Source organism: Gaiella sp., assembly GCF_035558935.1.
GTDB lineage: Bacteria > Actinomycetota > Thermoleophilia > Gaiellales > Gaiellaceae > Gaiella.
Genome location: NZ_DATMBZ010000114.1, coordinates 37,028 through 52,190 on the forward strand (window position 1 = coordinate 37,028; position 15,163 = coordinate 52,190).

Genomic DNA, 15,163 nt, shown 5'->3' on the forward strand with positions numbered 1-15,163 from the left:
GGCCAGTGTCGGCCCCACGCGCGGGCTCGTGGGCCGCCGTCGGGTGAACGTCTGGTGAGAAACCGGTGAACGCGCCGCTACGCGGCAGGGAACGTCGCGCGAATCTCGACTCCCGCACCGAGACCGCCGAGCGCCTCGATCGTGCCGCCCGCCTGGGTGACGACGTGCTTCACGATCGCGAGGCCGAGCCCGGTGCCGCGCGAGGCGCGCGCCCGGTCGGCCCGGAAGAACCGCTCGAAGAGGCGCGTCAGCTGCGCCTCTTCCACTCCGACCCCGTCGTCGGTGCCGCGAAGGACGATCGCGTCCCCGTCGCGCTCGACGGCGAGCGTGAACGTCGCGCCGGGGCCCGCGTAGCGGATCGCGTTTTCGGCGAGGTTCTGCGCGACGACCCGGATCATCCGCGGCCGGATCGCGAGCTCGAGCGACGGGTCGCCCTCGACGACGAGCGCGACCCCGGCGCGGCTCGCGCGCTCCTCGAGCTCCGCCACCACGGTCTCGAGCTCCTGCCGCACGGGAACGGCGCCCAGCGCCACCACGCGCGTCCCCGACTCGAGCTCGCTGAGGAAGAGCACCTCGTCGATCAGCTCCCGGATCTGCTCGACCTCGGCCCGCGCCCTGTCGACGAGCTCGAGCACGTCCTCGCCCGGGAGCGTCGCGGTGTCGAGCAGGGAGAGGAGGCGCGCGAGCGGCGTTCGGAGCTCGTGCGAGACGGCGGCCGTGAAGCCGGTGCGAAGCTCCTCGTACGCGGCGAGGTCGCCGCCGCTCGTCAGGTAGACGAGGCGCTCGCGCCTCCCGTTCATGTCGTACGGGACGATGAGGGGCACGACTCCGGCCTCGCCGGAGAGGAGACCTTCCGGCAGCTGCTTCCCCTCGACGAGGCCCGCGACCGACTGGCGTGCGCGCCTGCTGGCGGCAACGACGCGGTCGTCGGCGTCGAGCACGACCACCGACTCGCGGCTCTCCTCGAGGAGCACCCGGCCCCGGGCGGCGTCGGCGTCCATGCTCACGGCGTTCTAACAGACGCCTCGAGCGCGGCCTGCACCGGGCTCGCAGGCACCCGCACCCTGACGCCGAGCAGATGAAGACGGGCTCCTGCGCGTTTCACCACCCGGATACCATTCCTTCACCAGCCGTCGCCCCCGCGGACAACCGCGTGTCCCCACCATACGAGAGACCGCATGACGAGAGTCCTGATCATCGAGGACGACGACGTGATCGCGCAGGGGATGGCGCGCCATCTCCATGCCGCCGGCTTCGACGCCGTCGGCGTGGCAAACGGGGAGACCGGCCTCGCGCGGCTGCGGTACGAGCGGCCGGACGTCTGCGTCCTCGACCTGATGCTCCCGGGTGTCGACGGCTGGAAGGTGATCGAACAGGCGCGCGGCGAGGGAATCGGCACACCGATCGTCGTCGTCTCCGCGCGCGGAACGGAGCACGACCGCGTGCACGCCCTGGAGATCGGGGCCGACGACTACCTCGTCAAGCCGTTCTCGATGAAGGAGCTCGTCGCCCGGGTCGCCGCAGCGGCGCGGCGCGGCACCCGGGCGCAAGATCCCCGGCGCGGCGAGGAGATCGTGATCGAGGAGCTCCGGCTGGACCCGAGGAACGTCCAGGCGTACGTCGACGGGAAGAGCGCGGACCTGACACCGACCGAGTTCCGCCTCGTCTACGCCCTCGCTCTCGAGGCTGGCCGCGTGCTCACACGGGACGAGCTGCTGCAACGCGTGTGGGGCCGCCGCGCGTCGCACCGCGACCGCACCGTCGACGTCTTCGTCCGCAAGCTGCGCGAGAAGATCGACGCCCACGCACCGCGTCACACGTTTCTCCAGACGCGTTACGGCGTCGGCTACAAGCTGGAAGCGGAAGCGAAGTAGGGGACTGGCCCCGCAGGGCTTGTCCCCCGTGACGCGACGCGTCGCCGGAACAGCCAGGTACCATTAGCCTCACGAATGATTCGTGAGGCTACTGGTTCTCCGCTCGACATCGCCGTCGCGCTCCGCCCGGTGATCCTCCGCCTCGCGCGAAACCTGCGCCGGGACACCGAGAGCTTCGGGGTCACCGCGCACCAGGCGACGCTGCTCGCGCAGGTCTCTTCGCGTCCGGGCCTGTCGCTCCGCGAGCTCGCGGACACCGAAGGCATCTCTCCGCCGTCGCTCTCCGGTCACGTCGACCGCCTGGAGGCTGCCGGTCTCCTGCAGCGTGTGCGCTCGACGAAGGACCGGCGCCGCGTGGGCCTCGAGCTCACACCCGACGGCCGCGCAATCCTGAGGCGCATCCGCGCGCGCCGCACCACCTGGCTGGCCGACCGGCTCGACCGTCTCTCCGCGGAGGACCGTGAGCTGGTCGAGCGAGCGTTGCCGGCCCTCGACGCGCTCCTGGAACCGCGCCCGTGAGGCTGCTCTCGATCGCCCTCAAGCGACGGACGTTCCGCTCGCTGGGCCGCCACCGCAACTACCGGCTCTTCTTCACCGGCCAGATCGTCTCGGTCGCGGGAACGTGGATGCAGAACATCGCACTCGCCTGGCTCGTGATCGAGCTTTCGGGCTCGCCGCTCGCCGTCGGCGCGCTCGCCTTCTGCCGGTTCGTCCCGTTCCTCGTCCTCGGCCTCGTTGCCGGGGTCGTCGTCGACCGCTTCGACACGCGACGACTACTCGTCGCGACCCAGGGGGCCGCGATGGTCGTGTCGATCGCGCTCGCAGCCGTCACGTTCGCGGGCGTCGCCACGCTTCCGGTGGTCTACGCACTCGCGGCGCTCGGTGGGCTCGTGCTCGTCTTCGACGCGCCCGGCCGCCAGACGCTGACCTTCCAGATGGTCGGCCACGACGAGTTGCAGAACGCCGTGGCGCTCAACTCCGGCCTTTTCAACGCCTCTCGCGTGATCGGCCCGGCGCTGGCGGGCCTCCTCATCGCCGTCACGGGCACCGGAGTCTGCTTCGTCGTCAACGCCGTGAGCTTCCTCTCCGTGCTCGTCGCGCTGCGGCTGATGCGGGAGGACGAGTTCTACGAGGTCGAGAAGCGCCCGGAGACGAAGGTCGTGGCCGGAATCCGCGAAGGCGTCGCCTGGGCCGTCCGCGCTCCGGTACCCCGCGTCGTGCTCGTGGTCGTGACGGTCGTCAGCACCGTCGGCTTCAACTTCCACGTCCTCGTGCCGCTGCTCGCGTCGCAGACGCTCCACGTCGGGGCGGGCACCTTCGGGATCCTCTCCGCGGCATTCGGCCTCGGTGCCCTCGTCGGCGCGCTGGCCACCGCAACCCTGCGCGAGGCGAGCCCGCGCGCGTTCGTCGGCGGCGCGATCGGCTTCAGCCTCGCGATGCTCGGGCTCGCGCTCGTGCACGGAGTGACGGCGGCGCTCGTCCTGCTGCTCGGTCTCGGCGTCTGCTTCTCGCTCTTCACCGCAAGCGCGAACGCCCTCGTCCAGCTCAGCTCACCGCCGCATCTCCGCGGGCGGGTGATGAGCCTCTACCTCTTCGCATTCGCCGGCCTCGCACCCGTGGGCGGCCTCGTGGCCGGCTGGCTCGCCCAGGAGGGCGGGACGCCGCTTGCCTTCGGCGTCGCGGGCGCCGCGGGACTTGTGGCGATCACCTGGGCGGCGCACGAGCTCTTCGGCGAGCGCCTCGGGCCGGCGCGGGCCGGAGCCTAGGTGCGCTGCGATACCGTGTCAGGCGGCATCGCACGGACGTGACCCCGCCGCCGCCGCGGCATCCCGGACGTGCGATGCCGCTGGTTGCTCGGAGCTACGTCGATTCGGCGTCGACCAGCTTCGCGAACACGACCAGGCGATACCGGGCGCTGTGAGGCGGGTGGCACGCCGTGAGCACGAGGCGCTGCACGGTGGGACGCATCCGGATCGGCCACACGTTGGTCGGCTCGACCACCCGCATCGCCGAGACCCGGTAGACGAACCGCTGCGAACGGCGCGTGAGGACGATCCGCTGACCGTGCTTCAGCTCGTTGATCCGCAGGAACGGTCGCGTGTGCGTGACCCGGTGCCCCGCGATCGCGACCGCGCGTCGCCTTCCGGGTAGCCCGGATCCCGGGTAGTGGCCGGGGCCCCGATCGAGCACGCGCTGCGACACGCCCTCCCGGACGAGCGCATTGAGCCCGATCGCGGGAATGGAGATCGTCGCGAACGGCGCCCCCGCCGCCGGTGGGGCGGCGGGGGCAGTCAGCGCGAGCGCCGTGGCCGTGATCGCGGCTGCGATCACGGGGTGTACGCCAGCCTGGGCGGTTCGTTCGCGAGCGCACCGGCGACGGCCTTCTTGGGCGTGGCCGGGGAGGGCTTGGCAGCCGGCTTCTTCACCGCCGGCTTCTCGGCGACGGGCTTCGTCGTCGGCGGCGTGAACGGAGCTGCCGGCGTCGACGGTGTCGTCGGTGTTGCCGGTGTGGTCGTCGGCGCCGATTCCGTAGTCGTCGTGAGCGTCGTCTCCGTCACGGGAGCCGGCGGCCTCTTGCAGTCGTCGTTCGGGTCGTATGCATCCTCGCCGGATGTCGGCGGCTTGCCGTCCGGGCAGAGGCGCGGCGGGGGAACGGCGCACTTGCCGTCCTCCAGCACCATCCCGTCCGGAACCTCCGATTGCACACCCTCGAGGTTCGGACACAGATCCGTCGGCGGCGACGTCGGGACACAGCGACCGTTCTCGTTGCGCGTGTATCCCTCCGGAACCTCAGACTGCACACCCTCGAGGTTCAGACAGAGATCCGTCTGCGGCGGACTGCACGGGCCCAGGGTGTCCTGCTCGTGACCCGCCTTTGTGGTCCCGTTCTCGTTGAAGTGACCAGACTCCCCGTTCTTTCCATACACCGCGTTGTACGGCAGGGTGAGCGTGATGTAGTTCGCCGGGTCGGAGACGAGACCGGCGACGTGGCAGATCGTGATCTTGTCGTCCGTGCCAACCTCGCGCGCGTTACCGGCGAACCCGCTTGCCGCCAACCCGGCCGCAAGCCCAACGACTCCAAGCGCACCTGCCGCGAATACGGCGAGCAAGCGTTTCATTGGGCGCCCCCTCCTTCTGCGGCCGCCCTCGGAGCCGGCGCCACCCGGAAGCGACCGCATGTCGAATCACCCTCATGGTCGCGACGTCGCAGACGGGTCGCATGCGTTGATTCCCCCGAACCGGGTACGCGCTAAGTACTGATCCTGCCGCTCGGCGAGGGCCCGCCGTACCCCGAGCGGGGGACGTCGGTGGGATCGTTACGCTGCGCAACGACTTGAACGAGCCTCGCCAGCACTACGGCCTCACCCTCGGCATCCTCACGCTTGCCGCGGCCGCCTATGCACTCCAGCAGACCATGGTCGTGCCGGCACTGCCCGCGCTCCAACGCGAGCTCGACGCGTCGACGACCTGGGTCACCTGGGTTCTCACGGGCTTCCTGCTGTCCGCTGCGGTCTTGACGCCGATCCTCGGGAAGCTCGGCGACCGGTTCGGGAAGGAACGCCTCCTCGTCGTGTCGCTCGCGATCTTCCTCGTCGGCTGTATCGGTTGCGCGGCCGCCCCCGACATCTGGACGCTCATCGCGTTCCGCGTCGTCTCGGGAGCGGCGGGCGCCGTGTTCCCGCTCAGCTTCGGGATCATCCGCGACGAGTTTCCGCCCGACCGCATGAAGGTCGGGATCGGCCTCCTCTCCGCCGTGTTCGGGATCGGAGGCGGGTTCGGGCTCGTCCTCTCGGGCCTCATCATCGACAACGCGAGCTGGCGCTGGCTCTTCGTCGTCGGGGCGATCGGCGTGGCGATCGCGCTCGTGCTGGTGCACCGATTCGTTCCCGAGTCGCCCGTTCGGTCGACGTCGCGCATCGACATCCCGGGCGCCGTCCTCATGTCCGTCGCGCTCGTCTCGTTGCTGCTCGGCCTGTCGCAAGGTGGCAGCTGGGGCTGGACGTCGCCGGCGGTGCTCGGTCTGTTCGCCCTCGCCGCTCTCAGTGCGGTGGCGTGGATCGTGCTCGAGCTCCATGTCGACGAGCCGCTGATCGACATCCGCGTGCTCGCGGATCGTCCGGTGCTGCTCACCAACACCACGGCGTTGATCTCGGGCTTCGCGATGTTCGGCTCGTTCGTGCTCGTGCCCCGCTTCGTCGAGGCGCCCGGCGGCCTGCCGCCGGAGATCGCGGACCGGCTCGGCTACGGGTTCGCCGCGACCGCGACGACGACCGGCCTCTACCTCCTGCCCGGGTCGCTCCTGATGCTCTTCGCCGGACCTGCCGCGGGGCTCCTCGGACGCCGATTCGGTTCGAAGTGGCCGCTCGCGCTCGGGATGGCGCTCGTGGCGCTGTCGGCCACGGGTCTTGCCGTCTTGCACGACGAGCCATGGCAGATCGTCGTGTCGATGTCGGGGTTGAGCGTCGGCGTCGGCTTCGCGTTCGCCGCGATGGCGGCGCTGATCACCGAGGCGGTCGAGCCGACCGAGACGGGGATCGCGACCGGGATCAACACGGTGATGCGGACGATCGGAGCGGTCGTGGGGGCGCAGGTCGGCGCGGCGATCCTCACGGCCACGACCATCGAGGGGACGGGAGTGCCGACCGAGGGCGCCTACGTGACGGCCTTCGCGCTGGCGGCCGTCGCCGGCGGGTTCGCAGCCGTGATCGCGGTCTTCGTCACGCCGCCGCGTCGCCGGCGGGCCCGCTCTCGGATCGCCGTCGAGGCCGGAAGCGCGTGACCGGCTCGGACGCGAAGCTCGTGGCCGGCGCGGTCGAAGGTCTCGTCGCGACGCTCGTCAGCCAGCGCCGCGCGGCGAGCGACCCCGAGCCGGGCGAGCTCTCGACCTTTCAAGCGGTCGCGCTCGCGACCGTCGTCGACCGGGGCAGCATGCGGCTCGGGTCGCTCGCGGAGACTCTCGGGACGACCGACGCGACCGCGTCGAGAACGGTCGACGTGCTCGAGGGCCACGGGCTCGCGAGGCGCCGCCCCGACCCCGGGGACGGGCGCGGCGTGATCGTCGAGGCGTCGGCCGAGGGCAAGGCGGACGTGCGGCGGCGGCGCCGGCGTCTCGAGCGCCTCGCGGCGAGGGCGCTCGGTGACCTGTCGCACGACGAGGCGCGGCGACTGGCGGCCGCCCTGGCAGACCTCCAGGCTCTCCTCGGTCGCCGCTAGGAGGGCGTCAGCCGATCGACCAGGTGTCGGCGCCGTGGAGCAGCGCCGCGAGGTCGCCCTCGCCCCGCTGCTCGACCGCGGTCCGGACCTGGTCGTGGACGAGGTCCTCGTACACCGGCCGGCTCACCGAGCGGAAGACACCGAGCGGCACGCCGCCGGCGCCCTCCCAGGTCAGGCGCGCGAGCGCGAACGCGAGCCCGGGGTCGTCGCGAAGCGGATCGTGGCGGAGCAGGCCGCCCGCGGACGCGTCGACGATCTCGAGCGTGCCGTCGGAGCGCATCCGCACGCCCTTCTCGCCCCAGCGCACCTCCTCGCCCGCCCGGAGGTAGAGCCGGTTGTCCTTCTCGTCGCGAACGACGTCGAACGCGCCGTCGTTGTAGATGTTGCAGTTCTGGAGGATCTCGACGAACGCGGCGCCGCGGTGCTGGGCGGCCGCGCGGAGCACCTCGGCGGTCCCCTGCTTGTCGGTGTCGATCGCCCGCGCGACGAAGCTCGCCTCCGCGCCGATCGCGACCGACAGCGGGTTGAACGGCTGGTCGACCGACCCGAACGGCGTCGACTTCGTGACCTTGCCGAGCTCCGACGTGGGCGAGTACTGCCCCTTCGTCAACCCGTAGATCCGGTTGTTGAACAGGAGGATCGTGATGTCGACGTTGCGGCGCAGCGCGTGGATCAGGTGATTGCCGCCGATCGAGAGCGCGTCGCCGTCGCCCGTGACGACCCAGACGGAGAGGTCGGGCCGCGATGTCGCGAGCCCGGTTGCGATCGCCGGCGCGCGGCCATGGATCGAGTGCATGCCGTACGTCTGGACGTAGTACGGGAAGCGGGCCGCGCAGCCGATCCCGGAGATGAACACGAGGTTCTCGCGCGGCACGCCGAGCTCGGGCAGGAACGACTGGACGCCGGCCAGGATCGCGTAGTCGCCGCAACCCGGGCACCAGCGCACCTCCTGGTCGGACTTGAAGTCCTTCGCGGTCAGCTGCACGAGGCCGTTGCCGGTCATCGCCCGTTCCTCCTGTGGGTCGTGTCCGACTGAAGTCGGACACGGTGTCCGAGCCCGCTCACGAGGCCACCATCGTCGTGATCGCATCCTCGAGCTCGCGGGCGCCGAGTGGGCGGCCACGCACCTTCGTGTACGAGACGACGTCGACGAGGAACTCCGCGCGAAGCAACATCGCGAGCTGGCCGAGGTTCATCTCGGGGACGAGCACCTTGGGGTAGCTCCGCAGGACGTCGCCGGTGTTCCGTGGGAGCGGGTTCAGGTGACCCAGGTGGGCGCGCGCGACGCGATGTCCTTCCTTCCGCGCGCGCCGGACGCCGGCCACGATCGGGCCGTACGTCGATCCCCAGCCCAGCACGAGCAACTCGGCATCCCCGTCCGGGTCGTCGACCTCGAGCTCGGGGATGTCCGCGGCGATCCCGGCGACCTTCTGTGCGCGGAGGCGAACCATCTGGTCGTGGTTGTCCGGGTCGTACGAGATGGCTCCGGTCACGTCCGCCTTCTCGAGGCCGCCGATCCGGTGCTCGAGGCCCTTCGTGCCGGGGACCGCCCACGGCCGCGCGAGCGTGGTCGGGTCGCGGCGGTAGGGCTCGAACGGCTCGCCGTTCGCCTCGGCGAAGCTCGTGGAGATGTCGGGAAGGTCGGCGACGTCCGGGATGAGCCACGGCTCGGAGCCGTTGGCGAGGTACGCGTCGGAGAGGAGGTACACGGGCGTCCGATACTTGAGCGCGATTCGCGCGGCCTCGATCGCGGCGTCGAAGCACTGCGAGGGCGTCGATGCCGCGACGACGGGCACCGGGCTCTCGCCGTTCCGTCCGAACAGCACCATCAGCAGATCGGCCTGCTCGGGCTTCGTCGGCATGCCCGTCGACGGGCCTGCCCGCTGGATGTCGAGGATCAGAAGCGGCAGCTCGAGCGCGATCGCGAGGCCGACGGTCTCCGCCTTGAGGACGACTCCCGGGCCGGCCGATGCCGTAACTCCCAGCGCCCCGCCGAACGACGCGCCGACCGCGGCGCCCACGGCGGCGATCTCGTCCTCCGCCTGGAAGGTCACGACGCCGAATTCCTTCCGCCCGGCGAGCTCCTCGAGAATCGACGACGCGGGCGTGATCGGGTACGCCCCGAGGAAGAGCGGGAGGCCGGAGAGCTTCGAGGCGGCGATCAGGCCGTACGAGAGCGCGGTGTTTCCGGTGATCTGGCGGTACGTCCCCGGGGTCAGGGGAGCCGGGGCGACCTCGTACGACACGGCGAAGTCCTCCGACGTCTCGCCGTAGTTCCAGCCCGCGCGGAAGGCGCGCGTATTCGCCTCGACGATCTCCGGGCGCTTCGCGAACTTCGACGCGATGAAGCCGATCGTCCCCTCGGTCGGGCGGTGGTAGAGCCACGACATCAGCCCGAGCGCGAAGAAGTTCTTCGAGCGCTCCGCCTCGCGCGGCGTGACCCCCTCGATTCCCTTGAGGGCGCCGACCGTCATCGAGGTCAGCGCGACCTCGTGGAGGTGGTAGTCGGCGAGCGAGCCGTCCGCGAGCGGGTTCTCCGCGTACCCGGCCTTCTGCAGCGTCCGGTCGTTGAACGCGTCGGTGTTGACGATGATCGTCCCGCCCTTTGGCACGTCGCGCAGGTTCGTCTTCAGCGCGGCCGGGTTCATCGCGACGAGGACGTCGGGCCTGTCGCCGGCGGTCAGGATGTCGTGGTCGGCGAAGTGAACCTGGAAGCCCGAGACGCCCGGGAGCGACCCTGCGGGCGCCCTGATCTCGGCCGGGAAGTCAGGGAACGTGGCGAGGTCGTTGCCGAGCGCGGCCGTCTCGCTGGTGAACCGGTCGCCGGTGAGCTGCATTCCGTCGCCCGAGTCACCCGCGAAGCGGATGATCACGCCGTCGAGGTGCTCGACCTTCTTGGTGCTCACTGCGTGCAGCGTAGCGCGAGGGGTCGCGGCGGGACGCAGTGCAGCCTCAGAGACCGATTTCTGTCAAGGGGAAAGCGTGCCGGCTTTGTGTCGATCGATCCACATCGTGACGAGCCGCATCGCTCCGGGCGATACGTCCCGACCTCGGCGCGTGATCGTCCGCTTCGTGCGGGTCCCGAAACGACGTCTTGACTGCCGCCGGTCTCTGAGGCCGAACGGTCGTCCCCCGCGACCTCCGCGACGAGTGCCCCGTCAGACCGAGCGTCGGACGCGCCGGATGCCCCACGCCGCGCCCGAGGCGAACAGGACGTCGGGGTCGACGTCACCGTCCCAGCCGAGGAAGTGCCTCTCGGGGTCGTCAGGCGTGCAGCCCTCGATCGCGACGCGGGTCGTCGGCTCCGCGACCGCATCGCCCGACGCGAGCTCTTCGCGCCGGCGCTCCGCCTCCTCGGCGGCGGGGCCTTCTGCGTAGCCCTTCGCCACGCTCCCAGTCTAGATGGGCCCTCAGCCGAGGACGGCGCGGCGGAATGCGTTGAAGCTCGACTTGCGCCTGCCCTCGAACGTCGTCAGGCCCGACTGCCAGCCGCCCAGGCGCTCTTCGTCGCGGAGCAGGAACCAGAGGAAGACGTCGATGCGGGGGTTCGCGCGGACGACCGAGACGGCCTGCGTCAGATACTTCGCCTGCTTCGAGTACGTGACGCCGTAGAACCTGTCGGGAGGATTCGTCTGGTAGCCGTACTCGGTCACCCAGATCCGCATGCGCTTACCGTAGAGCCGGTCGATCTCCTTGATCAGGACGTCGATGTTGCCGAGCGTCACGGCCGTCGGCGGCCGCCCTCGCTTCCCGGGCGGCGGCGGTGTCGACGGGGTCTCGGCCGGCGAGCCGTAGTACGGGTGGTGCGCGTACGCGTCGAAGCCCTTTGCCCCGCCGAGCTTCATCGCACGGAGGAAGGGAAGCGGCGAGACGGAGGGGCGACTCGAGTTCGGGTTGTTGTTGCCGCGCGGGCCGGTCGCTCCGCATGCGACCGTCGAGGAGCGCTGGATGGACTTGACGCCCTGGACGACGGCGTTGCACATCTTCGCGTAGTCGCGTCCCGACTGGATCGCCCAGGTCTTCCCTGTGCGCCGATACTGCGGCTTGAGGAACACCGGGTTGTTCGGCTCGTTCCACGCCATCCAGAGGCTGACGCGGGGCAGCGTGATCCCGTCGGCGTTGACGAACGTCCCGCTGTAGCGCTTCTGAGCGGCTGCTGCGAAGAGCCGCAGGTCGCGCGCGTTCGTGGGCGCGACGTTCCAGCCCTTCGCGGCGTTCGCCCACGGCGGTGTCCCGATGATCGAGAAGATCGGCTGGATGTTGTTGACGATCGAGAACCTGACCGTGCGGTCGTACGTGTCCCAGTTGTAGGCGGGATCCTTCGGGTCCCCCGGCCGCTTCGGCTTTCGCGTGGCGACGCTGATCCCCGGCCCGGACCACCAGAGGTTGACCCGGAGAAGCTGCGTCCCGGTCTTCGCAAGCTGCGGGAAGACGAGGTCCGGCTCGCCGTAGAGGACGACGCCGTCGTCGAAGATCCCGACCTTGAGCGACGGCGACGCCGATGCGCTGGGCGCGAGGACGACCGCCAGGGCGACGAGAGTCGCGGCGAGCGCCGCAGCCGCCCTAGGCACGCGCCGGGTCCCTCCCGAGCGACGCCAGCGTGCGACGAAGGCCCTCGTCGAGCGCGATCTCGGGCCCCCAGCCGAGAAGCTGCTGCGCGCGCGTGATGTCGGGCTGCCGCACCTGCGGGTCGTCGACCGGCAGGGCCTCGAACACGATCTGGCTCGTCGATCCGGTGGCCGCGAGGACGGCCTCCGCCAGCTGAAGGATGGTGTACTCGCCGGGGTTGCCGATGTTGACCGGCAGGTGCTCGCCGGACTCGGCGAGCAGGATGAGGCCCCGGATCAGGTCGTCGACGTAACAGAAGCTCCGCGTCTGCGAGCCGTCGCCGTAGACCGTTAGCGGCTTCTCGGCGAGCGCCTGGCTCAAGAAGTTCGGGATCGCGCGACCGTCGTTCGGCCTCATCCGGGGGCCGTAGGTATTGAAGATCCGGACGATCGCGGTGTCGACCCCCTGCTGGCGGTGGTAGGCCATCGTCAGCGCCTCGGCGTAGCGCTTCGCCTCGTCGTAGACCCCGCGCGGCCCGATCGGGTTGACGTTCCCCCAGTAGGTCTCCTGCTGCGGATGCAACTCGGGGTCGCCGTACACCTCGCTCGTCGACGCGAGGAGGAAGCGCGCCCGCTTCCACTTGGCGACGCCGAGCGCGTGATGCGTGCCGTACGAGCCGGTCTTGAGCGAATGGAGCGGCAGCCGCATGTAGTCGATCGGGCTCGCGAGGGCGGCGAGGTGGTAGACGAAGTCGAGCGGCTCCTCGATCGAGATCGGCTCGCTCACGTCGTGGTGGACGAAGCTGAACTCGTCGCCTCGAAGATGCGCAATGTTCGCAAGCGATCCGGTCTCGAGGTTGTCGAGACAGACGACGCGGTGCCCCTTGCCGAGAAGCGCCTCGCAGAGGTGAGAGCCGAGGAAGCCGGCGCCACCGGTGACGAGCGAGGTCGGCATCGCGCGCGATGCTACCCGGCGCCCGGAATTTGGGACACCCTTGCTAACGAAGTCCGAACCGGCACGCCGTCGCGGTCGTGGATCGAATCGGCGCCGCCGCCTCGGCATGTGTGTGGACGAGACCGTCGCGGCGCGCCAGACGCTGCGACGGCCACCGACGCGGCTCGCTTGCTCCGGTCTCCCGAGCTCGACGATAGACGGCGTGTCCGCTCGCGTCCGCCGTGTGGGTTAGGGCGGGCCGCCGCGCGGGAAGACCCGGCAACGGCCCATCAGCCAAGCGAACGAGAGAGGAGCGACGAGTGAAGCCCGAGCTGAAGCAGCTCTACGAGATGGTCGAGGAGATCGAGGTGGCGATGATGACGACGCGACGGCCGGACGGCCATCTCGAGTCACGGCCGATGGCGACTCAGAAGCGCGCCTCCGGCGCCGATCTCTGGTTCGTCGCGGCCGAGGGCTCCGGGAAGACGCGTGACATCGCCGCCGACCCGCACGTCAACCTCGCCTACTACAAGGACCGGACACGCGAGTGGGTCTCGGTCTCCGGTATCGCGACCCTCTCCCGCGATCGCGGGACGATCCACGAGCTCTACGCGCGCGACTGGAGCATGTGGTTTGCCGACGAGGGCGACCCCCGCCACGGCACGCCGGACGACCCGCGGCTCGTCCTGATCGGCGTCGACGTGCACGCGGCGTCGTTCCTCGAGCTCGACCGCCCGCAGCCGGTCGTCCTGTTCGAGGTCGTGAAGGGCTGGGTGACGGGCGACACCCCCGACGTCGGCGAGGTCCAGCGCGTCGAGAACTGAGTCGAGCCGCCCTAGACAGTGATCACGATCTTCCCGCGGGCGTGCCCTTCGCCGAGATGGGCGAGAGCCTCGCGTGCCTCGCTGAGCGAATAGATGCGCTCGACGACCGGCCGCACCTTCCCCGCCTCGATCAGGTCGCACAGGAGTGAGAGGTGCTCCGTCGTGACCTTCGCCACGAAGAAGGTCGTCGTCTGGCTGCGCAGCCGCGACTTCAGCATCGTCCCGGCGATGTGCGGAAGCGGTCCGAGCCCGCGATACGACATCTTGCCTCCGACGACGACGAACCTCGCGTCCGGCGTCAGCACCCGTCTGCACGCAAGGAACGAGCGGCTCCCGGCGATGTCGACCATGAGACCGTGGCGGATTCCGAGTCTTGTGAAGTCGTCCTTCGTGTAGTCGACGACGCGGTCCGCGCCGAGGGCCCGCGCCTGGTCGACGTTTCTCGTGCTGCAGACGGCGGTCACGTCGGCTCCGAACGCCTTCGCAAGCTGGACGGCGAACGTGCCGACGCCCCCGGACGCGCCGTTGATCAGCACATTCTCGCCGGATTGGAGCTTCCCATGGTCGCGGAGCGCCTGGAGCGCCGTCAGCCCCGCGATCGGCACGATCGCGGCCTCCTCGAAGGAGAGGTTCGCGGGCTTCGGGGCCAGACGGGTCGCATGCGCCACCGCGTACTCGGCCCACGCGCCGACGCCTGAGCCGAAGACCTCGTCGCCCGGAGCGAGACCCTCGACGTCCCGGCCGACCGCCTCGACGACACCGGCGAGATCGGCTCCGACGCGCGGATCCTTCGGCGTCCGCCAGCCCGCCCCGACCCGCGCGAAGTACGGCCCCGTCACGCCGTACCACTCGACCGGGTTGACCGACGACGCGCGCACGCGAACGAGAACCTGATCGTCCTCGGGCACGGGAACGGCGACCTCTCGGAGATCGAGGACACCCGGCTCCGGCCGGCCGTAGCGCGCATGGACGATCGCCTGCATCGTCGTCCGTCCTCGATCGCTGTCGGTCATCGTCTCGTCGTCGATCGCCGTCGCCGACATCTCCGCTCCTTCCTACATACACTGTACGCTTATGGTGTAAGTATGGACGTACGCCGTAAGCCTGTCAAGTCGTCATGAGTCGAGCTCCGCAACGAGCGCCGCTGACGCGAGACCGCATCGTGCGCGCGGCGGTCGCACTCGCAGACGACAACGGCATCGAGGCCGTCAGCATGCGGAGGCTCGCGAAGGACCTCGGTGTCGAGGCCATGTCGCTCTACAACCACGTGGAGAACAAGGGCGACCTCGTCGACGCGATGGTCGACGACGTCGTGCGCGAGATCGACCTTCCCTCCGACCAGGACTGGGAGACCGCGATCCGGCGCTGCGCGATCTCGGCGTACGACACGTTCCTGCGCCACCCGTGGGCGTGCAGCCTCGTCCTGTCGCCGGGAAGCCTCCGCCTGGAGGAGAACCCGCGGCTCCGCTACATGGAGTGGCTCCTCGGCCGGCTCGAGGACGCCGGCTTCTCAGCCGAGCTCACGTACCGCGGATACCACGCGCTCGACAGCCACATCCTCGGCTTCACGATGTGGCACCTCGGCCACTCCGTCGGCGGAGACGACATCACCGGCGGCCTGAGCGCCGAGGACTTCATCGCCGGGCTCGTCCCGAGACTGCGCAGCGCCGGCTACCCCCACCTCGCCGAGCACGCCGAGCAGCACGTCTCCGCGGAGTGGCGGGAGAACCTGCGCGAGTTCGAGTTCGGCCTCGACCTGATCCTCGACGG

Annotated in this window: 16 protein-coding genes; 7 read left to right on the top strand and 9 right to left on the bottom strand. The window is 70.2% G+C overall.

From position 1 onward, the window contains the following. Positions 1 to 77 precede the first annotated feature (77 nt). A complete protein-coding gene (locus VNM44_RS11095; protein WP_325625942.1) occupies positions 78 to 1,001 on the bottom strand; it encodes a sensor histidine kinase in 924 nt (307 codons plus the stop codon). Between the two features lie 177 nt (positions 1,002 to 1,178). Between VNM44_RS11095 and VNM44_RS11100 the strand changes: the two genes are divergently transcribed. From VNM44_RS11100 to VNM44_RS11110, 3 genes are all read left to right on the top strand, one after another. Next, positions 1,179 to 1,874: a response regulator transcription factor gene (locus VNM44_RS11100; RefSeq protein ID WP_325625943.1), complete on the top strand. Its 696-nt coding sequence runs from the start codon at positions 1,179 to 1,181 to the stop codon at positions 1,872 to 1,874. A 75-nt stretch (positions 1,875 to 1,949) separates the two neighbouring features. Beyond that, positions 1,950 to 2,393, top strand: coding sequence for a MarR family winged helix-turn-helix transcriptional regulator (locus VNM44_RS11105; RefSeq protein ID WP_325625944.1), 444 nt, complete (start codon positions 1,950 to 1,952; stop codon positions 2,391 to 2,393). Next, the gene (locus VNM44_RS11110) at positions 2,390 to 3,640 is read left to right on the top strand and encodes an MFS transporter (RefSeq protein ID WP_325625945.1); all 1,251 of its coding nucleotides are present in this window, start codon (positions 2,390 to 2,392) and stop codon (positions 3,638 to 3,640) included. The genes VNM44_RS11105 and VNM44_RS11110 overlap by 4 nt, the downstream gene beginning before the upstream one ends. A 94-nt stretch (positions 3,641 to 3,734) precedes the next feature. Here VNM44_RS11110 and VNM44_RS11115 read toward each other — a convergent pair whose 3' ends face one another. Both VNM44_RS11115 and VNM44_RS11120 read right to left on the bottom strand, forming a co-directional pair. Next, positions 3,735 to 4,205, bottom strand: coding sequence for a class E sortase (locus VNM44_RS11115; protein ID WP_325625946.1), 471 nt, complete (start codon positions 4,203 to 4,205; stop codon positions 3,735 to 3,737). Beyond that, positions 4,202 to 5,053 (bottom strand): hypothetical protein, encoded by an 852-nt coding sequence (locus VNM44_RS11120; RefSeq protein ID WP_325625947.1) that lies wholly within the window; start codon positions 5,051 to 5,053, stop codon positions 4,202 to 4,204. The genes VNM44_RS11115 and VNM44_RS11120 overlap by 4 nt, the downstream gene beginning before the upstream one ends. Positions 5,054 to 5,208: 155 nt before the next feature. Between VNM44_RS11120 and VNM44_RS11125 the strand changes: the two genes are divergently transcribed. Continuing rightward, positions 5,209 to 6,654, top strand: a complete 1,446-nt coding sequence (locus VNM44_RS11125) for an MFS transporter (protein ID WP_325625948.1) — start codon at positions 5,209 to 5,211, stop codon at positions 6,652 to 6,654. Continuing rightward, on the top strand, positions 6,651 to 7,088 hold the full coding sequence (locus VNM44_RS11130) for a MarR family winged helix-turn-helix transcriptional regulator (protein ID WP_325625949.1): 438 nt from the start codon (positions 6,651 to 6,653) through the stop codon (positions 7,086 to 7,088). Before VNM44_RS11125 ends, VNM44_RS11130 begins: the two co-directional genes overlap by 4 nt. Before the next feature lie 7 nt (positions 7,089 to 7,095). Here VNM44_RS11130 and VNM44_RS11135 read toward each other — a convergent pair whose 3' ends face one another. The 5 genes from VNM44_RS11135 to VNM44_RS11155 all read right to left on the bottom strand — a co-directional run bounded on the left by VNM44_RS11135 (position 7,096) and on the right by VNM44_RS11155 (position 12,590). Beyond that, on the bottom strand, positions 7,096 to 8,091 hold the full coding sequence (locus tag VNM44_RS11135; protein ID WP_325625950.1) for a 2-oxoacid:ferredoxin oxidoreductase subunit beta: 996 nt from the start codon (positions 8,089 to 8,091) through the stop codon (positions 7,096 to 7,098). Positions 8,092 to 8,149: 58 nt separating this feature from the next. Then, entirely contained in the window at positions 8,150 to 9,994 is a 1,845-nt protein-coding gene (locus VNM44_RS11140) for a 2-oxoacid:acceptor oxidoreductase subunit alpha (RefSeq protein ID WP_325625951.1), read from the bottom strand. 252 nt (positions 9,995 to 10,246) lie between these two features. Further along, positions 10,247 to 10,477, bottom strand: a complete 231-nt coding sequence (locus VNM44_RS11145) for a hypothetical protein (protein WP_325625952.1) — start codon at positions 10,475 to 10,477, stop codon at positions 10,247 to 10,249. A 21-nt stretch (positions 10,478 to 10,498) separates the two neighbouring features. Further along, positions 10,499 to 11,659, bottom strand: coding sequence for a hypothetical protein (locus VNM44_RS11150; RefSeq protein WP_325625953.1), 1,161 nt, complete (start codon positions 11,657 to 11,659; stop codon positions 10,499 to 10,501). Beyond that, entirely contained in the window at positions 11,652 to 12,590 is a 939-nt protein-coding gene (locus VNM44_RS11155; protein WP_325625954.1) for a UDP-glucuronic acid decarboxylase family protein, read from the bottom strand. The genes VNM44_RS11150 and VNM44_RS11155 overlap by 8 nt, the downstream gene beginning before the upstream one ends. Positions 12,591 to 12,889: 299 nt before the next feature. Between VNM44_RS11155 and VNM44_RS11160 the strand changes: the two genes are divergently transcribed. Continuing rightward, positions 12,890 to 13,393, top strand: a complete 504-nt coding sequence (locus VNM44_RS11160) for a pyridoxamine 5'-phosphate oxidase family protein (protein WP_325625955.1) — start codon at positions 12,890 to 12,892, stop codon at positions 13,391 to 13,393. Positions 13,394 to 13,404: 11 nt separating this feature from the next. On the opposite strand, the gene VNM44_RS11165 is transcribed toward VNM44_RS11160, so the two are convergent. After that, positions 13,405 to 14,376, bottom strand: coding sequence for an NAD(P)-dependent alcohol dehydrogenase (locus VNM44_RS11165; protein WP_349258034.1), 972 nt, complete (start codon positions 14,374 to 14,376; stop codon positions 13,405 to 13,407). A gap of 134 nt (positions 14,377 to 14,510) precedes the next feature. Between VNM44_RS11165 and VNM44_RS11170 the strand changes: the two genes are divergently transcribed. Further along, positions 14,511 to 15,163 (top strand): TetR/AcrR family transcriptional regulator (locus VNM44_RS11170; protein WP_325625957.1); only part of this gene is annotated, 653 nt, incomplete at its 3' end.